The 19755-nt window shown below is 68.3% G+C and carries 17 protein-coding genes; 6 read left to right on the top strand and 11 right to left on the bottom strand.

The window, feature by feature from the left end; all coding sequences use genetic code 11:
* Positions 1–4: 4 nt before the first annotated feature.
* The gene (locus ACTHQX_RS16965; RefSeq protein WP_440158408.1) at positions 5–661 is read right to left on the bottom strand and encodes a GntR family transcriptional regulator; all 657 of its coding nucleotides are present in this window, start codon (positions 659–661) and stop codon (positions 5–7) included.
* A 32-nt stretch (positions 662–693) separates the two neighbouring features.
* Between ACTHQX_RS16965 and ACTHQX_RS16960 the strand changes: the two genes are divergently transcribed.
* Complete coding sequence (locus ACTHQX_RS16960; RefSeq protein WP_440158410.1) at positions 694–1488, top strand: carbon-nitrogen hydrolase family protein; 795 nt, start codon at positions 694–696, stop codon at positions 1486–1488.
* A 74-nt stretch (positions 1489–1562) separates the two neighbouring features.
* On the opposite strand, the gene ACTHQX_RS16955 is transcribed toward ACTHQX_RS16960, so the two are convergent.
* The 3 genes from ACTHQX_RS16955 to ACTHQX_RS16945 all read right to left on the bottom strand — a co-directional run bounded on the left by ACTHQX_RS16955 (position 1563) and on the right by ACTHQX_RS16945 (position 4777).
* Positions 1563–2378 carry a putative hydro-lyase gene (locus ACTHQX_RS16955; protein WP_236805172.1) on the bottom strand — a complete coding sequence of 272 codons (816 nt, stop codon included), beginning with the start codon at positions 2376–2378 and terminating at the stop codon, positions 1563–1565.
* 14 nt (positions 2379–2392) lie between these two features.
* Entirely contained in the window at positions 2393–3754 is a 1362-nt protein-coding gene (locus ACTHQX_RS16950) for an MFS transporter (protein WP_440158411.1), read from the bottom strand.
* Positions 3755–4102: 348 nt separating this feature from the next.
* Positions 4103–4777: a GntR family transcriptional regulator gene (locus ACTHQX_RS16945; RefSeq protein ID WP_440158413.1), complete on the bottom strand. Its 675-nt coding sequence runs from the start codon at positions 4775–4777 to the stop codon at positions 4103–4105.
* A gap of 104 nt (positions 4778–4881) precedes the next feature.
* Between ACTHQX_RS16945 and ACTHQX_RS16940 the strand changes: the two genes are divergently transcribed.
* From ACTHQX_RS16940 to ACTHQX_RS16930, 3 genes are read left to right on the top strand one after another with little or no spacing between them, the layout of a single operon-like run.
* A complete protein-coding gene (locus tag ACTHQX_RS16940) occupies positions 4882–5640 on the top strand; it encodes a LamB/YcsF family protein (RefSeq protein ID WP_440158461.1) in 759 nt (252 codons plus the stop codon).
* Between the two features lies 1 nt (position 5641).
* Positions 5642–7423 carry a 5-oxoprolinase/urea amidolyase family protein gene (locus ACTHQX_RS16935; RefSeq protein WP_440158414.1) on the top strand — a complete coding sequence of 594 codons (1782 nt, stop codon included), beginning with the start codon at positions 5642–5644 and terminating at the stop codon, positions 7421–7423.
* Positions 7423–9186, top strand: coding sequence for an acetyl/propionyl/methylcrotonyl-CoA carboxylase subunit alpha (locus tag ACTHQX_RS16930; RefSeq protein ID WP_440158415.1), 1764 nt, complete (start codon positions 7423–7425; stop codon positions 9184–9186). Before ACTHQX_RS16935 ends, ACTHQX_RS16930 begins: the two co-directional genes overlap by 1 nt.
* Positions 9187–9276: 90 nt before the next feature.
* Here the strand turns inward: ACTHQX_RS16930 and acnA are convergent, their stop codons facing one another.
* A complete protein-coding gene (gene acnA / locus ACTHQX_RS16925; RefSeq protein ID WP_440158416.1) occupies positions 9277–11919 on the bottom strand; it encodes an aconitate hydratase AcnA in 2643 nt (880 codons plus the stop codon).
* A gap of 79 nt (positions 11920–11998) precedes the next feature.
* Here acnA and ACTHQX_RS16920 point away from each other — a divergent pair, with 79 nt between their 5' ends.
* Positions 11999–12667 carry a GntR family transcriptional regulator gene (locus ACTHQX_RS16920; RefSeq protein WP_440158418.1) on the top strand — a complete coding sequence of 223 codons (669 nt, stop codon included), beginning with the start codon at positions 11999–12001 and terminating at the stop codon, positions 12665–12667.
* A gap of 272 nt (positions 12668–12939) precedes the next feature.
* Complete coding sequence (locus tag ACTHQX_RS16915; protein ID WP_111905501.1) at positions 12940–13122, top strand: hypothetical protein; 183 nt, start codon at positions 12940–12942, stop codon at positions 13120–13122.
* An 88-nt stretch (positions 13123–13210) separates the two neighbouring features.
* Here ACTHQX_RS16915 and ACTHQX_RS16910 read toward each other — a convergent pair whose 3' ends face one another.
* From ACTHQX_RS16910 to ACTHQX_RS16885, 6 genes are read right to left on the bottom strand one after another with little or no spacing between them, the layout of a single operon-like run.
* Positions 13211–13702, bottom strand: a complete 492-nt coding sequence (locus ACTHQX_RS16910) for an SRPBCC family protein (RefSeq protein ID WP_440158419.1) — start codon at positions 13700–13702, stop codon at positions 13211–13213.
* A 30-nt stretch (positions 13703–13732) separates the two neighbouring features.
* Positions 13733–14065 (bottom strand): ArsR/SmtB family transcription factor, encoded by a 333-nt coding sequence (locus tag ACTHQX_RS16905; protein ID WP_440158420.1) that lies wholly within the window; start codon positions 14063–14065, stop codon positions 13733–13735.
* Between the two features lie 33 nt (positions 14066–14098).
* Positions 14099–15916 (bottom strand): FAD-dependent oxidoreductase, encoded by a 1818-nt coding sequence (locus tag ACTHQX_RS16900; protein ID WP_440158421.1) that lies wholly within the window; start codon positions 15914–15916, stop codon positions 14099–14101.
* Positions 15917–15936: 20 nt separating this feature from the next.
* A complete protein-coding gene (locus tag ACTHQX_RS16895; protein WP_440158422.1) occupies positions 15937–16776 on the bottom strand; it encodes an aldo/keto reductase in 840 nt (279 codons plus the stop codon).
* A complete protein-coding gene (locus tag ACTHQX_RS16890; protein WP_440158423.1) occupies positions 16773–17621 on the bottom strand; it encodes a sugar phosphate isomerase/epimerase family protein in 849 nt (282 codons plus the stop codon). Before ACTHQX_RS16890 ends, ACTHQX_RS16895 begins: the two co-directional genes overlap by 4 nt.
* The gene (locus ACTHQX_RS16885) at positions 17618–19753 is read right to left on the bottom strand and encodes an oxidoreductase (RefSeq protein ID WP_440158424.1); all 2136 of its coding nucleotides are present in this window, start codon (positions 19751–19753) and stop codon (positions 17618–17620) included. Before ACTHQX_RS16885 ends, ACTHQX_RS16890 begins: the two co-directional genes overlap by 4 nt.
* Positions 19754–19755: the final 2 nt, after the last annotated feature.

Raw genomic sequence — 19755 nt, 5'->3', positions numbered from 1 at the left:
TCCATCAGGTGCGGAGGAGGATGTCGCGAGTGACGGCCAGGTGGTGGTCGATGGCCTCCTGCGCCTTCGCGGCATCTCCGGACACCAGGGCATCGAGGATGTCCTGGTGTTCGGAGCACACCTGCTCGCGCCGGCCGCCGGTCCGGAACAGGGCGGAAACCCCGACGACGATCTGCCGGACGTGCAGCTTGCTGTAGGTCCGGGAAATCAGCTCGTTGCCCGCCGCGTCAATCAGCTGCTGGTGGAAGAGCGTGTCCAGCCGGATGAACTCGTGCGCAGCCTCGGCCCCCTGGCCTTCGGGCAGTTGGGTCTGCTGGTCGAGGGTGGCCCGCATCTTGGCTGCCGGCACGCTCCGGTGCTCAATGACCAGACGGGCGGCGTGGCTTTCCAGGACTCCGCGCAGCTCCATCAATTCCGCGATTTCGCGGCCGGTCACCGGCGGAACATAAGCGCCGCGCTGCGGAATCAGCTCCACCAGCCCGTCGGAGACCAGCAGGAGGAGGGCCTCCCGGACCGGGGTGCGCGAAACACCGATTTGGGCGGCCAGCTCCTGCTCATTGAGGAAGCGCCCCTGCATTTCCGGGTCGGTCAGGATGTTCTCGCGCAGGTACTCGTAGGCCTTCTCCCGGCCGGACGCGGCCGTCCCCGAACTTTTTCGCATACATCAGGTATACAACAGAGAAGAGCATATTCATGCGTTTAGCAGTCGCCCAGATTGTCAGCAGCGCCGACCTCACGGCCAATCTGGAACTGGTCCGAGATTACGCCACCCGGGCAAAAGCGGCAGGCGCCGAACTCGTGGTGTTCCCCGAGGCCGCCATGCGCGCCTTCGGTAATCCGCTGGCGGAAATCGCTGAACCGCTGGACGGGCCGTGGGCCACAGCGGTACGGGCCATTGCCGCGGAACTGGGCATCGCCGTCGTCGTTGGCATGTTCACGCCCGGGGCGGGAGGACGGGTGCGGAACACCCTGCTGGTGACCGGCCTCAGCATAGACACGTCCTACGACAAGATCCACCTCTTTGACGCGTTCGGCTTTGCCGAGTCGGATTCGGTGGATGCGGGAACATCGCCCGTCACCTTCGAAGTCAACGGCACGGTGATCGGCCTGGCCACCTGCTACGACGTGCGCTTCCCTGCGCTGTTCACGGCCAACGCGAGGGCCGGCGCCGCCGTCAACATTGTCTGCGCCTCCTGGGGTGCGGGCGAAGGAAAGGCCGAGCAGTGGGACCTGCTGGTCCGCGCCCGGGCCGTGGACAGCACCACGTTTGTGGTGGCCTGCGGGCAGGGCGATCCGGCCAGCATCGGGCTACCGTCCGCCGGCACCGCGCCCACCGGGATCGGCCACAGCGCCGTGATTTCCCCGCTGGGTTCTCCACTGGTGGCGCTGGGCGGCGAACCCGAACTTGCCGTAGTGGACATTGATCCGGCCATCATCCCGGAGGTCCGCGGAAAGCTGCCCGTGCTGGCGAACGCCCGGAGTTTCTAGTCCGGACCGTTTCCGGGAATTACGACGGCGGGGCGTGGCCACCATGGGTGTCCACGCCCCGCTTCTTCCTCTAACTAGTGCCCTGCCGGCACGCGGTACGTGCTTTCCGGGATGTCCGTGATGAACATGTGCCCCGGGGCGTGGCTGATCGCGAAGGCCGGCCGGGACGCCATCACGGCGCTCTGCGGCGTGACGCCGCAGGCCCAGAAGACCGGTACTTCTCCGGGCCGGATGTCCACGGCATCGCCGAAGTCGGGGCGGGAAATGTCCGCAATGCCCAGGTCCTCGGGTGATCCGACGTGGACTGGCGCGCCGTGGACCTTCGGCACCTCCGCGGTGACGCTGATGGCGGTTTCCACCATCTCGGCCGGCATCGGACGCATCGAGACCACCATGGGGCCGTGGATCCGCCCTGCCGGGGTGCACTCGATGCTGGTCCGGTACATCGGCACATTGCGGCCCATTTCAGTGTGGCGCAGGGGGATGCCCGCGCTGGCCAAGGCGGCTTCGAAGGTGAAGCTGCAGCCGATCAGCACACCCACCATGTCATCCCGCCAGAGCGGGGTGGCGTCCGGGACCTCGGCGGAAAGGACGCCGTCCTCCCACACCCGATAGGCGGGGATGTCGGTGCGGATGTCCGAACCCGCGGCGAGGGAACTTTCGAACTTCCCGGCAGGAATGACGTCGATGACAGGGCAGGCCTTGGGGTTGAGCCGGCAGAACTCGAGGAATTCCTCGGCGTAGTCGGCCGTCACCGCTATCAGGTTCGCCTGCGTGTAGCCATCGCTCCAGCCGGAGGTGGGGGTGACTAGGCCGCTGCGGAACTGCCGGCGGGCTTCGGCCGGCGCCACGAGTCCGTTCGACTGGCTGATGGCATACTCCTGGCTCATGGCGTTCTCCTGGCTCATCGGGTGCCGCTCTCTACTATTTCGGTGGATCCGTTCAGGTACTCCTCGTCCTCCGCCACATTGGAGTCCCGGCCGATGGCCAGGCCCACGATGGTCAGCAGGCAGGCGACGCTGAGGTAGATGGCCACCGGGACCCAGCTGTGGAAGGTGCTCTGCAGCAGGGTGAACATGAACGGTGCAATGGCTCCGCCGATGATGCCCGCGAAGGTGTAAGCCAGCGAGCTTCCCGTGGAGCGCAGCCGCGGCGTGAACTGCTCGACGACGAACGCGGCCTGCGGGCCGTACATGAAGGAATGGCAGAGCAGGCCGAGCACGGTTCCCACCACGAGCATCACCGGGGAACGGCCGTCGAGCACGATGAAGAACAGGTAGGCCCAGACAGCGGCAGCAACTGCAGCGATGCCGTAAACAAGGCGCCGATTGATCCGGTCGGAGATGGCGCCCGCAAGCGGCATCGTGAATAGCTGGAGGGCTGAACCGACCAGCACCGCCACGAGGACCTGGCCACGGTCGAAGCCAAGTTCCTGGATGCCGTACGTCAGGGTGAAGACGGTGCACAATGCGTAGGTGACGTCCGGGCCGATGCGGCTGAGCATGGCAGCAAGGAGCGGACGGCGCTGCGTGGTGAGGACTTCCCTGATCGGGGCCTTGGGCTGGTCGCCGCGGGCCTCCATGGCCTTGAAGATGGGGGTGTCCTCGAGCTTGAGGCGGATCCACAGCCCGAACGCCACCAGCAGGGCCGAGATCAGGAACGCAATGCGCCAGCCGTAGTCCAGGAAGGCCTGCTCGGACAGGGTCAGCGTGAGGACGGCGAGTGCGCCGTTGGCCAGCAGGTTGCCTGCGGGCGGGCCGATTTGCGCCGCGGAAGCCCAGAAGCCGCGACGGCTGGGTTCACCAAATTCGCTGGACAGCAGGACAGCGCCGCCCCACTCGCCGCCCACACCCACGCCCTGCGCGAACCGCAGGAAGACGAGGATGGCCGGGGCCAGGATGCCGATGCTGCCATAGGTAGGCAGCAGGCCGATGAGGAAGGTGGCGACGCCGATCAGCATCAGCGTGATGACCAGAATCTTCTTGCGGCCGATCTCGTCGCCGAGCCGGCCGAAAATAATGCCGCCGACGGGCCTGGAAATGTAGCCCACCGCGTAGGTGGAGAATGCCAGGAGAGTACCCGTCACCGGGTCCGACGCCGGGAAGAAGATCAGCGGGAAAACTATGGCGGCCGCGGCGGAGTAGACCGCGAAGTCGTAGAACTCCAGCGCGGTCCCGGTGAGGCTGGCCGCGAACGCTTTATACATGTCCTTGCGCCCGACAGTGGGCCGGGGACCTGCGGAGGCCATTGCGGATTGATTGGCCATTTGTTCCTCCAGAAAGGGTGTGGATGCCTCCGTTGTGCCACGGATGCGCTGGTGTGCCAGCCCGCCCGGACCTGCGACGTTGACAAGGCGCGGGCACTGGGGCTGGTTGGCGGCTTCCCCCGGACAGCCGCCGAAAGCGGAGCTTCTGTTGGATTGTGGAAATGTAGAACAATCCAAACTTGTTGAACAATGTACGCGACCTGGATCACACCGTCAAGACATGCATCGCACCGGCCAAGGGGCAGCGGCCGCAGCTAAAAAAAGCGCGAAGGGACAGCTGTGGCCCCCGGGAAGCGTTTCCCAGGGGCCACGAGTGTCCGTTCGCGCTGCGAGGGAACGAGGCGTCAGCTAGGACGCGTGGACCGCCGTCTGGTGCTCTTCGGACCGAACGAGGTAGGCGAGGAGGCGCTCGGCCGCGAGGTCGTTGTCCCCGACTTCGAGGGCGCTGCAGATCTGGTCATTGTCCGCCAGGTAATCCTGGTAGAAGCCGCCGTCAATGGAGGCCTTGTGGAAGAACAGCCGCATCTCGGCCAGGACCTGCGACATGATGGAATTCAGGCGTTCACTGCCGGCCATCGCCACCAGGGCACGATGGAAATGCGCGTTCGCGCTGCCCAGCCCCTCGCTGTCGCCGGCCTCGGCGGCGCGCTTGCCTTCCTCCACGGCCGCGCGCACGGCACCTATGCTTTCGGCGCTTCCGCCACCGCGGACCGCACTGACCTCGATGGCGCGCCGGACGGCATAGACGTCATGAATGTCGCTGACCTCGAGGCTGGCGACAAAGACGCCGCGGTTCGGCTGGCGGACCACCAGTCGCTCGCTGGCGAGTTCGGCAAACGCCTCGCGTACGGTGTTGCGTGAAACCCCGAGCTCCTCGGAGAGCGCTTCTTCCTTCAGCTTCGTACCGGGAAGAAGCGCACCCTCGGCAATTTGCAGCCGCAGCTCACTCGCAACGCGGGTGGCCACCGCGGGCACGGCGACGCGCAGCCGGGAGACACCTGAACTCGGATTCACTGTGGCCATACACCGAATTTACACGAACCACCCACAATTGGATTGTTGAATTGTTGAACATTTTTGCCGGAGGGTGCATCCTTGTGTAAGGACGAGTTGAGATGAGGGTCACAATGCACGCAATTGATTTGAACAGTGACGTCGGTGAATCCTTCGGGCGATGGAGCCTGGGAGACGATGCCGCCATGATGGCTTCCGTGTCCAGCGCCAACGTGGCCTGCGGGTTCCACGCCGGGGACCCCAGCGTCATCCGCGCAACCTGCGAGGCCGCCGCCGGAGCGGGCGTCGTGGTCGGGGCGCATGTTGGCTACCGGGACCTGGCCGGATTCGGCCGCCGGTACATGGACGTCGATCCCCGCGAGCTGGCCGATGACGTCGTCTACCAGATCGGAGCGCTGCAGGCGCTGGCAGCAACGGCCGGCACCCGGGTCCGCTACGTCAAGCCGCATGGCGGCCTCTACAACGCCATCGTCCACAACACCGCGCAGGCACGCGCCGTGGTGGACGCAGTGAAGTCAGTGGATCCCGGCCTCCCTATCCTTGGCCTGCCCGGATCAGAGGTGCTGCGGATCGCTGAGGAGGCAGGGCTCCGCGCCGTCTCCGAGGCATTCGCGGACCGCGCGTACAACCCCGACGGCACACTGACCTCCCGCTCCCAGCCCGGTTCCGTCCTGGAGGACCCTGAGTCGGTTGCCGCCCGCGTCCTGCAGATGACCACCGGGGAGGCCATCACGGCCATCGACGGCTCCGAGCTGAAGATCAATGCGGAATCAGTCTGTGTCCACGGGGATTCACCCGGCGCGGTGGCCATGGCGGTCGCCGTGAAGAGGGCGCTCGACGCCGCCGGAATCAGCATCAAGGCGTTCGTCTAGCATGAAGCGACGGATCCAGGACCCCCTGGCAAACACCAACGTTGACGTGCCCTCCGCCTCGTCCGGCCGGCCCGCCCCGGACTCGCCCCCAAACACCGCGCCTTGGAACGGCCCCCGCCCCGGCAGGGTCCGCGCGGTGCGGCCGGTGGGAACACGCACCGTCCTCGCCGAGGTTTCCGGGACGCAGGACGTCCTCGCCCTGCAGGCAGCGCTTCTCGAGGCGCCGTTTCCGGGCCAGCAGGATGTCCTGGCCGCCGCCGAGACCGTCATGGTCAGGGCCGAATCCCCCGCAGCCGCACGGCGGATCGGGCAGGCCCTCCTGAAGATGGACCTCACAGCACCGGCGGAGCAGGCCGGCGGCCTGGTAACCATAGACACCGTGTACGACGGCGAGGATCTCGCCGAAGTGGGGAAACTGACCGGCCTCGGTGCCGACGGCGTGATCGCAGCCCACACGGGCCAAGTCTGGACCGTTGCCTTCGCCGGCTTCGCGCCAGGCTTTGGGTACATGGTGGGCGAGAACCAGGCGCTCGAGGTTCCACGCCGGAGTTCACCGCGCACTGCGGTCCCGGCGGGATCGGTGGCGCTGGCCGGCAACTACTCCGCGGTCTACCCGCGCAAGTCGCCGGGTGGCTGGCAGCTTATCGGCCGCACGGGAGCCAAGATGTGGGACCTCGACCGTCCCGAACCCGCACTGGCCAGCCCCGGGCACCGGGTGCAGTTCCGCGCCGTCCGCGAAGTGGTCCAAATGGCTACTCAAGGATCCCAGGACAGCGGCCAGCAGACAGCCACCCAAACCACCTCCGGCCTCCGCGTCCTGTCGCCCGGGATCCATAGCCTCATCCAGGACCTGGGCCGGCAGGGGCATTCGGCCCTCGGCGTCTCCGCCGCCGGTGCGCTGGACCGGGCCTCGCTCCGCCGGGCCAACCGCCTGGTGGGGAACGCGCCGTCCGCCGCCGCCATCGAGACCGTGTCCGGCGGGCTCAAGCTCCAGGCCGTCGGGGACCAGGTTTTAGCCGTTGCCGGCGCACCGTCGGCACTCACCGTGGTGACGCCGTCGGACTCCCCCGACGGCGATGACCCGGCAGCCGCCGAGCGGCAGCGCACCGTCCCGGTGGCCGCGCCGTTCGCCCTGCTCGACGGCGAAATCCTCACCATCGGGGTTCCCGACGCCGGCTTCCGCAGCTACGTGGCGGCCCGCGGCGGCATCGATGCACCACCGGTCCTGGGCAGCCGGTCCACGGACACGATGTCCGGAATCGGCCCCAAGCCGCTGGCAGCGAACCAGTTGCTGCCGTCCGGCGGCGCCGCCGAATCCGGCGTCGTGGGCAGCCCGGAAATCCAACCCGAGTATCCCGGCGAGGGCGTCACCGTGCTGGACATTGTCCCCGGCCCGCGCGCGGACTGGTTCGACCAGGCCGCGATCGATTCCCTCTGCGGGCAGGACTGGACGGTCAAGCCCGAGTCCAACCGCGTGGGGATGAGGCTGCAGGGAACACCCCTGCAGCGGAGCCGCACCGGTGAGCTTCCCAGCGAGGGAACGGTGGCCGGCGCCATCCAGATGCCGCCCGAAGGCCTGCCCGTGCTCTTCCTCGCCGACCATCCCATCACGGGCGGGTACCCGGTGATCGGCGTGGTGGTCGATCACCAGCTCGACCTGGCCGCCCAGGTCCCGATCGGCGGCAGCATCCGCTTCCGCATCGCCCCCGAAATCTCCGCGCCCGCCGGCCCCTCTGACAAGACTCCACACGAACAGACTTCCCAACGAAAAGCGAGTAACTGATGCACAAGGTCCTCATTGCCAACCGGGGCGAAATCGCCGTCCGGATCGCCCGGGCCTGCGACGACGCGCAGCTGGCCTCCGTGGCTGTGTATGCAGACATCGATGCGGACGCCATGCACGTCATCGCCGCGGACGAGGCCTTCAGCCTCGGCGGCAACTCCCCGGCGGACACCTACCTGAACATCGAGAAGCTCCTCGGCGCTGCTGCCACCTCCGGAGCCGACGCGGTCCACCCCGGGTACGGCTTCCTGTCCGAGAATGCGGATTTTGCGCAGGCGGTGCTCGATGCCGGACTCGCGTGGATCGGGCCGTCGCCGGAGGCCATCCGCCAGCTTGGCAACAAGATCACGGCGCGCGAGATCGCGGTCCGCGCCGGCGCCCCGCTCGTGGCGGGCAGCGACGGGCCGGTGGAGTCCCCCGCCGAGGCCCGCGCCTTCGCGGAGGAGCACGGACTACCGATCGCCATCAAGGCTGCGTTTGGCGGCGGCGGTCGCGGCCTCAAGGTGGTCCGGAACATGGACGAGGTCGAGGAGGCCTTCGACTCCGCCGTGCGCGAGGCCGTGGCCGCATTCGGCCGCGGCGAATGCTTCGTGGAACGCTACTTGGACCGGCCGCGGCACGTCGAAGCCCAGGTGCTGGCCGACACGCACGGCAACGTCATCGTCGTCGGAACCCGGGACTGCTCCCTCCAGCGTCGCCACCAGAAGCTGGTGGAGGAGGCCCCCGCGCCGTTCCTCAGCGACAGTCAGCGGGGCCAGATTTACGACGCCGCCAAGGCTGTCTGCCGGGAAGCCGGCTACTCCGGCGCCGGAACCGTGGAGTTTTTGGTCGCCGCCGACGGCACCGTCGCCTTCCTCGAGGTGAACACGCGGCTGCAGGTGGAACACCCCATCACCGAGGAAACCACCGGGATCGACCTGGTCCAGGAACAGTTCCGGATCGCCGCCGGTGAGCGCCTGTCCCTTACGGAAGACCCGGCTCCGCGCGGCCATGCCTTTGAATTCAGGATCAACGCCGAGGACGTGGGGCGCGGCTTCCTGCCCTCCCCCGGCACCATCAGCGAGTTCACCGCACCCACCGGTCCCGGCATCCGGCTGGACACCGGGGTCCGCTCCGGCTCCTTTGTGGCACCACAGTTCGACTCGCTGCTGGCGAAGCTGATCGTCACCGGCGCCGACCGCCAGCAGGCCCTGCGCCGCGCCCGCCGGGCACTGGCCGAGATCAGCATCGGCGGCGTGGCCACCGTCCTGCCCTTCCACCGGGCTGTGGTGGAGGCAGCGGACTTCACGTCCGAGACCGGCCTGGACGTCCACACCCGCTGGATCGAGACCGACTTCGCCGACAGCATTCCGGCCGATCCAGACTTCAGCGCCGCCGGTCCCGAAGGCCGCCGGCGCACCATCACGGTGGACGTGGACGGCCGCCGGCTCGCCGTCGGGCTTCCGGCCGACCTGCTGGACGGATGGGCCCGTTCGGGGCAGGCGCTTCCGGGCGGACTGGGTGCCTCGCCGGCCGCTGGCTCTCCCGACGGCGGGTCCGGCACCTCAGACCCGGCCGAACTGCGCGCCGCCATGAGCGGCACCATCGTGAAGTGGCTCGTGGAGCCGGGCGCCGAGGTGGCTGCCGGTGATCCCGTGGTGGTTCTGGAGGCGATGAAGATGGAGACCAGCGTCCCCGCCCACCGGGGCGGCGTCCTCTCCGGCGTCGCCGCCGGCCGCGGTGATGTCATCACCGCCGGCTCGGTTCTGGCACTCATCGGCTAGGGCGGCCGTGTACTGGCGAGGCCGTACGCCGGGAAAGGCAACGAGAGGACGACGGCGGGAGCACCCGCCGTCGTTCTCTTGCTTTTCGGCTCAGGCCGCCAAGGTCCGCCGCAGGATCATGGGGATGACGCCGCCGACGGCGAGGACCTCGCACTCCAGTCCCGTTTCGACGGCGGCGGTGGCCATGAAAGGCTCCCTCGTGCCGTCCGCGCAAACAATCGCCGCGGCGATCCCGGCGCGGGGATGGATGCGCTCCGCGGGGGCGTCGAGCGCAATCGTGTCGCCGGGTGCGAGGCTGAGGAGCTTCTCCCTCATGTCCGCCGGCATGACCAGCGGCAGGATGCCCATGCCAATCAGGTTGGATCGGTGGATCCGTTCAAAGCTGGCGGCGATGACCGCCCGGACACCGAGCAGCCGCTGGGCCTTCGCCGCCCAGTCCCGGGACGAACCCATGCCGTAGCGCTCGCCGGCAACCATGACTACGGATTCGCCGGCTTCCCGGTACCGTTGGGCGGCATCCCAGATGGGCAGGGTTTCGTTCGACGGCGAGTGGATGGTGTGTGCCACCGGCCCCTCGGGCTGCAGAAGGTTCCTGACGGATTTGTTGTGGAAGGCGCCGCGGACCATGACCTCCCAGTTGCCGCGGCGGGAGGCGAAGACGTTGAGGTCACTCCGGTCCTCGCCCCTGTCCACCAGGAAGTCTGCTACGCCGCTGGCGGGCGGGATGGCACTGGCCGGTGAAATGTGGTCGGTGGTGATGTCGTCGCCGAGCACCAGGAGCGGACGAGCGCTGAACTTCCCGAGGAGGCTTCCCTCGGTCAGGGCGGCGAAGGGGGGACGGCGGAGGATGGTGGAGCCGTCATCCCACGGGTACTGTGCCCCGTCCGGTGCTTCCACACGCTTCCATTGGGGATCGCGGCTGGCGATGGCGAAGTCCCGGCGGAAATCGGCGGGATCGTTGGCCTTGGCCACGAAGGCGTCGATCTCACCGCGGGACGGCCAGAGCTCGCTGAGGTAAACGGGCGTGCCGTCGGCGGCGTGCTGCACGGGCTCCTCGCTGAGGTCCCGCTTGGCGTCACCGGCCAGCGCGAACGCCACCACCAGCGGTGGCGACATGATGAAGCTGAGTTCGACGTCGGGATGCACCCGGCCCGGGAAATTGCGGTTGCCGGACAGGATCGCCACCGGTTCGCTCACGCCGTCGGCCTGGGCCCTGGCTATCACCGGCGTCAGCGGGCCCGGGTTGCCGATGCAGGTGGTGCAGCCGAACCCGACGAGGTCGAACCCCACGGAGGCCAGGTCGTCCGTGAGCCCGGCACGCTTGAGGTAGCTGGCCGCCGCTGGTGAGCCCGGGGCCAGCGAGGTCTTGACCCAGTCCGGCACGGTCAGCCCGCGGCGGCGGGCATTGCGGGCGAGCAGCCCGGCCGCAATGAGCAGGCGCGGGTCGGAGGTGTTGGTGCAGCTGGTGATGGCGGCCAGGGAAACGGGGAAGGCGGGCAGGGCGCCGGTGCCCACGGCCGCGCTGCCGGCACCCGCCGGGCCGGGCTCCTTCTCCAGCGCCTTGCGGATGCCGCCGTAGGGCAGGAGGTCCTGGGGACGCCGCGGACCGGCGGCGTGCATCGCGACGGCGGACAGGTCGACGTCGACGATTCTCGTGTAGACCGGCGTTGCGTCGGGTTCGAACCACAGGCCCGTCTGCCGTGCGTACGCCTCGACCAGCCGCGTCTGTTCCGCACTGCGGCCGGTGCTGGCCAGGTAGTCGAGAACGTGCGCGTCGATCGGGAAGTAGCCGGTGGTGGCGCCGTATTCAGGCGCCATGTTGGCGACGACGGCGCGCTCGCCGACAGTCAGCGTCGAGACGCCGGGGCCGAAGAACTCGACGAACTCCCCCGTGACGCCCACCTGGCGCAGCCGCTGGGTGACGGCCAGCGCCAGGTCGGTGGCCAGGGTCCCTGCCGCCAGCTCACCGGTCAGGCGGACGCCGACGACGTCGGGGATGCGCAGCGTGGCAGGCATCCCGAACATCACTGTCTGTGCTTCCAGCCCGCCGACGCCCCAGCCCAGGACGCCGAGGCCGTTGATCATCGGGGTGTGGCTGTCGGTGCCGACCATCATGTCCGGCACCGCCCACCGGACGCCGTCCCGCTCGATTGTGGTCACCACGGTGGCCAGCTGCTCGAGGTTGATGGTGTGCATGATGCCGGTGCCCGGCGGGTTGATGTGCACGCTGTTCATCGCTTTGGACGCCCACTTGAGGAACTGGTACCGCTCCCGGTTCCGGCGGATCTCGTGCTTGATGTTCCGGGCGGCCGCGTCGGCACGCCCGTATTCCTCCACCGCCAGGGAATGGTCGATGGACACGTCCACGCGCAGCAGCGGGTTCAGGGCCATGGGGTCGGCTCCCGACTCGGCAAGCGTGTCCCGCATGGCCGCGATGTCCACCCAGGCCGGCGTGCTGGTGGTGTCGTGCATCAGCACGCGGGTGGGCAGGAACTCGATTTCGGCCGTGCTGGTGCCCGTGGCCAGCCAGTTCCGCAGGGCCTCCATTGCCCGCCCGCGCTCCTGGCCGGCCATATTCCGCTCTACGTTTTCCGCCAGCAGCCGCAGCACCACCGGCAGCCTGGAATAGCCGGGGCCGACAGCACTTTCGATGTCCACCGCCAGCAGGACCTCGCCGTTGACGGAAAGGCTGGCGATGCAGGGGTCGGAGCCGGGTGCGGTGTGGATACTCATGGTTCTGCTTTCTCATGGAGCAGCGGTTTGTTATAGGTTATAACCTATAACAAGGGTGACAAACCGAAGGGAGCAAGCGGTGGCACACCAGCCCCCAGCACTGACCAAGAGCGCCTACGCCTACGAGGAAATGCGGCGCCGGATCCTGACCGGGGAGATCTCCCACGGGTCGGTGCTCAGCCAGGCCCAGCTCGCCCACGAAATCGGCGTGAGCACCACGCCCCTGCGCGAGGCGCTGCGCCGGCTTGCCGCGGAGGGGCTGGTCCAGCTGGAGTCCCACCGGGATGCCCGGGTCGCCGCACTCACGGCGGATGAAGCAAAGGACCTGTACATCCTCCGTGAGAATCTGGACCCGCTGGCCGCCGGGCTCGCGGCGGAAAGCCGGACACCCGGGGACATCGAGAACATCCAAGCCGCGCTCAAGCAGCTGACACCGCTGCACGACGCCGCGGACCTGGACGCCATGACGGCGCACCGCGAATTCCACCGCGCTGTCTACATGGCCTCGCATAACCCCCTGCTCATCGGGATCCTGGAGGGCCTGTGGGACAAGGCGGACCGGTACCGCCAGATAGGCCTGCAGGGCCAGAAGGACTCCCAGAAGGACCAGAAGCGCGTCCGCGAGGAACACATCGAGATCGCCGACGCCGTGGTGTCCGGTGACGCCGTCCGCGCCCGCGAGATCATGCAGCGCCACGTCGTGGGCAGCCTGGGCCGCCGCGCCATCGCCGTCCTCGCCGAGGAGTAGCACTGTAACCCTGTATGTGGCAAACCTCACCCGCCATTTGGGGCCAAATCGTTTGAAAAGCCCCATCGCGCCTGTGCATCATGGAAAGGAACCACAGAGGAATACGCTTTTCTGCAAGTGGTTCAGAAGTTCAAACACAACAAAATCCTGGTGGACGCAATGAGGCCAAACCGGTGAGCTCGTCGAGCTGCCTAAGGCCTCCGAGCGTTCCTGGGCTGACCTGTTCCGCGGCATCGCATTGGCGCCATGCCCAGACACGAAAGCACTGAAAAATGACCTTTGAGACCGCCGAATCAATGACGATCAAGATCTGGGACCGTTCTGCAGTGAACCACACGCTGGAGACGCTGGTGCACGATTTCTCGAGCCGGGCCAACGCAAAGAAGAGCGACGTCGCCGTCACCCTTAGCGGCCCGAACACCTTCACGCTCAGCCTGAACACCGCTGCCCTTTAGTCAGCACCCAAACACAACGCAAGAGGACGATGGCGGGACTTCCCGCCGTCGTCCTCTTGCGTTTTTGCCTGAATAGCGGAGCAGCGCGCTAGGAGTGCTCGGCCAGCAGTGCGTCGATCTGTCCGGCGGCCTCCTTCATGCCGTCCTCCATGCCCATCTCGATCATCGTCTTCATCTGCTCTTCGGACTCGAAGACGGACTGGACCGTCATCCGGGTGCGGCCGCCGATGTCCTCAAGGGTGACGGTGGCGTGCGAGGAGCCCATGGCCTCGACCGGAGCGCCGTCGGCGTCGGCGAACCCGTCGTCGAACTCGAGGTGGTTCGGCGCCTGGATATCGGTGATGCGCCACCAGCCGCCGGCCTTCTCACCCTCTGGGCCGGTCATGTAGTAGTTGGCCTCGCCGCCGGGAGTGAACTCGTACTGGCTGAACGTTGCCGGCCAGGTGGGCGGGCCCCACCAGCGCTCGAGCTGCCGCGGGTCTTCCCAGATCTGCCAGACGCGCTTCACGTCGGCGTCGAATTCTGCCACGAGGGTGAAGCTAAGCGCCTCGGGGTTCTTGGTGGAACTGATAACCGTCATTGCCGGACCCTTCCTATTCTTCAGCCAGTCCTACTCTTGAGCCAGGATGTCTGCGATCCGGGCGACGCGCTGCCGCCAGATCGCCTCGTACTCATCAAGCAGCCGGCGGGCTTTCTCCAGGCCATCATGGTTGCCCCGCACGATCTGCTCCCTTCCGCGCTTCTCCTTGGTGACCAGGGAGGCGCGCTCCAACACCGCCACGTGCTTCTGGACGGCGGCAAAGCTCATGGCGTAGAGCGCTGCCAGGCCGCTCACCGAATACTCGCCCACTGTCACCCGGCGCATAATGTCCCGCCGGGTGGTGTCCGCGAACGCCTGGAAGAGGCGGTCGAGTTCGGCATCGCTAAGCTGATCTACAACCATTTGGTTGTAGGATATGACCACCGGGGAAGGGTGTCAATGGGCTGCAGCGGTGGCCACGTCAGTGGGCACGGTTTTTGCGGGCACGGTCCCGTCGTCCTCGTACTCCACGGCCCCAGCCAGATCGCGGCCGGCAACGTATCCGAACGCCAGAGCCGGGCCGAGGTTGATGCCCCCGGCCGGGTAGTGCCCGCCCATCACACTGGCCTGGTCGTTGCCGGCGACGTACAGGCCCGGGATGGGCCGGCCGCCGTCGTCAAGGGCGCGGGAGCGGCCGTCCACATCCAGCCCGGCGAACGTGCCGAAGCTCCCCGGCACCACCCGCACGGCGTAGAACGGGCCCTTCTCGATGGGGCCCAGCGACGGGTTCGGCTTCACCGAGGCGTCGCCGCCATAGCAGTTGAAGGGCGTGGAGCCGCGGCCGAAGTCCGGGTCCGTGCCGGCGGCCGCATGGCGGTTGAACCGCTCCACCGTCTCCTTCAGCCCGGCGGGATCGATGCCGCAGCGGGCCGCGAGTTCCTCGAGCGTGCGGCCCTTCTTCAGGTAGCCCGAGCGCACGTAGGGGAAGAGCGGCACGGGCAGCGGTTTCGCCATGCCCAACGGAAAGCGCCGCACAAAGCGGGAATCGGCGATCTGCCAGGCCTCCGCCTGTTCCCCCGCCGGCGTGGCCGCCAGCATTGCCGCCACGTAGTCGTGATACCCGTTAGCTTCGTTAACGAACCGCTTCCCGCTGCGCAGGACGCCGATGCTGCCGGGCTTGGCACGGTCCATGATGTGCGGGAACGTGCCGGTCCGGCCGCTGCGGTACGGAACCAGCGACACCGGACACCACGCGGCTGCGGATTTCACGTCGGTCCTGAAATGGGCGCCCACCGACTGGCCCAGGCTGATGCCGTCGCCGCCGGCCTCCGCAGGCGCCAGCGTCCAGTGTTCATGCCCGGTTGGGGTGTGCGGGAACAGTTCCTTCCGGCGCTCCACGTCCTGCGGGAAGCCGCCGGCCGCCAGGACCACTCCACGTACGGCGTTGATCCGCAGTTCCCCTTCGGGGGTTCCGACGACGGCGCCCGTCACCTTGCCTGCCGCGTCGGTCAGCAACCGGCGGGCCGGTGTGGAGACGCGGATGTCCACGCCAAAGCGGTCTGCCGACTGCAGCAGCCGGCCGGTCAGGGCCGTGCCGTTGACCAGCTGCATGTTGCGCCGATGCGTCAGCAGATCCAGGAGGTGCAAGCCGAAGCGCCAGCCTGCATGGAAGAGCCCGCGCGGATTGCCCCGGGACGCGGACAGGAATTTGGTCAAGTCCGGTCCGGCCATGATGCCCATTCCCAGGAACGAGGTTTCATACAGCTGGTGCCGCAGCTTGGCGCGCAGCTCCGGACGGATCCGCCGGGCGTTCATGGGCTGGGGCCCAACTGAGCGGTGACCGGTCCCGGCGCCAGGAAGCCCGCCATAGACGTCATTGATCTTGGCACCCGGGACGAACTGCAGCGACGTCTTCTGGTGGAAGAAGCCCACCATGTGGGGCACGGCCTCCAGGAACGCGTCCACCCTGTCCGCCTGGTAGTCGGCCCCCAGGACTCCGCGCAGGTAGGTTCGGAAGGTCTCCTTGTCCTCGCTGACGCCGGCGGCCCGGGCCAGCGGGTTGCCCGGCGCCCAGGCCCAGCCGCCGGACCAGGCCGTGGCACCGCCGCAGACGTCCGCTTTTTCCACCACCACAACTTTCAGCCCGTGGTACGCGGCCGTCACGGCTGCGGCCAGGCCGCCCGCGCCGGAGCCCACCACCAGGACGTCGCAGTTCAGCGCGGGCAGGTTGGCTACGGCAGCGGTGGGGGTTGTTGCATCAGTCGGGAAAGTCATCTCTTGCTCCAGTTGTTCTTTCAGTGTCCGAATTCGTCTGAGTCCAGCCGCGGCGGCGCGCCCGTGTCCAGGGCATCAATGCCGGCCATTTCCGCCGCGGTGAGGGCAAAGCCGAAGACATCAAGGTTTTCGCGCTGCCGCCGGTCGTCGGCGGACTTGGGGATGGCCACCCGGCCGGACTGGACCTGCCAGCGGAGTACCACCTGCGGCGGCGTCTTGGCGTATGCCTCGGCGGGACCGGTGACGGCAGGGGCCGCGAGGAAGCCGCCGTTGCGGCCCAGCGGGCTGTAGGCCGCGGTGGCGATGTTGTGTTCACGGTGGAAGGCCAGCTGGTCGAGCTGCTGGTGTTCGGGGTCGATTTGAACCTGGTTGACCGGGACGTCGAGGCCTGCCGCCTGCAGCTCGCGCAGGTGGGCCGGCTTGAAGTTGGAAACGCCCCAGCACCTGATCAGCCCCTCCTCGGCCAGCCGGGTGAGCCCTTCCGCTGCGTCGACAAACCGGCCCTGGGCAGGGTTCGGCCAGTGGATCAGGAAGAGGTCCAGGTACTCGGTGCCGAGCCGCCGGGTTGCCGCGCCGAAGGCCTCGCGCGCACCCGTCCTGCCGTGCCACTGCTTATTGAATTTGGTAGTAAGGAACAGGTCCCTGCGGGTAATGCCGCTGCGGCGGATCCCCTCCCCCACGGCCTCCTCGTTGCGGTAATTTTCCGCCGTATCAATATGCCGGTACCCGTTGGCTATCGCCCGGGCCACGGCATCGGCGGCCTCCTCGCCGGTCATCGGCCAGGTGCCCAGGCCGATGAGGGGAATTACGACGCCGGGCGCCAGTTCCGCCGTCGTGTTTTCCTCTGTTTTTTGGCTCATTTGGTTCCTGCATTCTGGAGGTTGCCTGCCGCTTGCAGCACCGTGTCGGCTGCCTCCTTGAGCTTCCGTGCCCAGCCCAGCTCCCCCAGCCGGGCCACCGTGCTGTCCGAGGGCACCTCGACGCTCACGGCAAGATCAGCGGGGAAGGCGTTGACCAGGGCGGCCAGGTTGAAGCCACCCTCGCCTGGAACACCGCGTTCCGAGCGGGACTCCGCCACCAGCGCCTCCCGGCCAGCCGGACCCTGTGCCGGCCCGTCGCACAGCTGCAGCAGCGGCACCAGGTCGAGGTTCGCCTGGAGGTCCTCCCACTGCGCGGACCCCGGAACGGCCCTGAAGCGGTTCAAATGGAGCGCGTCCACCACGAGGTTGCAGCCCGAGGACCGGGCAAGAGCCACCGCGGCGGGAATGGAGTTCACCGCCTGGTAGGAGATGGGCTCCAGGGTGGGGACGATGCCGTAGCTGCGGCCGTCCTCGGCCATGCGAGCCAGGGTGTCGGCAAGGCGTGCAGTGTCGGGGTCGGACCCGGCCACCGTCAGGGATACGGCGCCGAGGGCCTGCCCGGCCTCCATCATGGCAAGCCAGGCATCGCGCTGGTCAGTGCCGTCCAGCAGCAGGAACTCGATGTCGCGGACCGTGACGCCGGTGTCGGCCATCCGGGCCAGGGTCTCCTTCAGCATCGGCGACCCGGGCTGCAGGTCATAGGGCCGCTCAGTGGGAGTGACCGGGCAGACGCGGGCGCCGATGAAGTCGAAGCCGGCTTCGGCGGCGATGGCCACCAGCTGCGGCGGTGCGGTGTTGAGGAGGGACAGCTGGGCCAGGCCCAGCGGGCGGCGCGGTGCGCTCATGATGCTGCTCCGTTCATGCTGAGTTCTACGGGACGGGCTGATTCACTGGCTGGCGCTGCCGATTCGGCGGCTGGTGCGAACGGCTCGGCGGCAAGCGCAGCCGCGATGCGCTGCGCGGCGTCATAACCGCTCTTCACCGCGTTTGAGGCGATGGCGGGGGTCCGGTCCACCACCGTTCCGGCCAACGCCAGCGGCACACCGGCCGCTCCGGCCAAGTGGGCCTCACGGTCCGCCGCGGGAACGGAACCGTCCAGCGGCAGCACCGAACGGGATACCAGCAACGGACCAGGCGCGTCCAGCCATTCCGGGCCGGACCCGTCTCGAGCCCCATCCGGGGAGGTGCCGGCGATCCGGATCCGGTCGCCGTCGTACTCCTCGATCGTGGCACCGAGCCGGACCCGCACCCGCGGATTCTGTTCGAGCCGGGGCACGGCAAGGATCTTCGCCCGCCGCCCGGATTCCGGCGCGAGGACCTCCTGCGGCCCCACCAGCAGCACGGCGGTGCCGCGGCCCGCGAGGGTATCGGCCACGCTCATCGCCACGGAGTCCGCACCCCAGATGGTCACGGCGTCCGGAATGCTCCCACCTTGCCCATCCGGGCGCAGCACCTCGGGGTGGGCGGCGAGCCAGTCCCGCACGTCCGTCACACCGGGTAAATCGGCTCCGGGGAAGCCTGCCCCGGGCCGGGTCCCGCCGGTGGCAAGCACGACGGCGTCGGCCCCGGTTTCCCGGACCAGCGCCGCAACGTCGCCCGGATCGGAAAGATCCACCTGCCCGCCCAACCGGACGTCAATGCCCAGCCTGTCGTTCTCGGCGGCGGACCAGTCGGTGAAGCGGTGGAAATCAGGGGTGGATTTCATCTGTTCGGCGAGGGCGAACTGCCCGCCCAGCCGGACGCCGCCGTCGAGCACGGTAACCTGCGCACCTGCCACGGCGAGTTCCCGGGCGGCGGTGAGGCCGGCCGGGCCGGCCCCCACAACGGCAACGCGGGCACCCGGCCGCACAGCCGGCGTCGGAACGGGAACCCGCGAGCGTCCGACGGCGGGGTTAACGGTGCACGTGACCTGCCCCTGGCCGAGGGTGTCGATGCAGACGTTGCAGGCGATGCACGGACGGTAAGTCTCGCCGTGCAGGACGCCGCGCACAAACGCGGGGTCAGCGTGGATGGCGCGGGCCAGGCTGACGAAGTCGCAGACGCCGTCGCCGAGAACCTCTTCGATGACGGCCGGCGAGTTCAGCCGCCCGGCCATGCCCAGCGGAAGGCCGAACTGCCGGTATTCCGTGGCGTAGTCCCGGAGCAGGCCGGGCTTCCATTCGCCGGGCTGGACGATCCATTCACCGGCGTCGTAGCTGCCGGCGGACAGGTCGAGAAAGTCCAGCTGGTCCAGGTGTGCCTTGGCCATGACGGCCACCTGGTCTTCGGCGGTGATGCCGTCCGCCGGGCCCTCGACGACGGACACCCGCACCCCGAGGATGGCGTCCGGCGCGGCCCCGCGCACGGCGTCGATGACCAGGTTCAGGAAGTGCTCCGGCGCGGCGAACTCATCCGTGCGGTGGTTGGAGATGGGCGACATGAACTGGTGGATCAGGTAGCCGTGGGCGCCGTGGATGTTGATCACGTCGAAGCCCGCGGCCACGGCCCGGCGGGCGGCCGCGGCGTAGGACTGCACGAGGTCGTGGCATTCCCCGGCCGTCAGTTCGCGCGGAATCTCCCCGCCGGCCACCGCACACGGCACCGGCGACGGCGCCACGTTCTTGTGCCCGGACACCGCTGTCTGCGCAGTCCGGCCGCCGTGGTTAAGTTCGACGGCGGCCAGCGCACCTTCGGCGTGCAGCGCGTCGGTGAGCCTGCGCAGCCCGGGAACCATGGCGTCGGTGTGCAGGCCGAGCTGGTGGGTGCGGCCCTTGCCGTCGGCCCGGACGTACGTAGCTTCGGTGGTGACCAGTCCGAGGCCGGCCCGGGCGCGGGTGACGAGGTAGTCAATGTACTGCTCGGTGATATGCCCGTCCGCCGTGCCGTAGTTGCGTTCCATCGGGGCGGAGGCGAGCCGGTTGCGGAGGGTCCGTGGAGTGCGGCCGTTCCGGCCCAGGGTGAGCGGGCGGGCGGCGTGGCGGGTTTCGTGTTCCGTCATGG

This window comes from Arthrobacter sp. SAFR-023 (assembly GCF_051965295.1).
Taxonomy (GTDB): domain Bacteria; phylum Actinomycetota; class Actinomycetes; order Actinomycetales; family Micrococcaceae; genus Arthrobacter.
The sequence above is the reverse complement of the archived record's forward strand: the minus strand, read 5'-3'. Positions and strand labels throughout refer to the sequence as shown.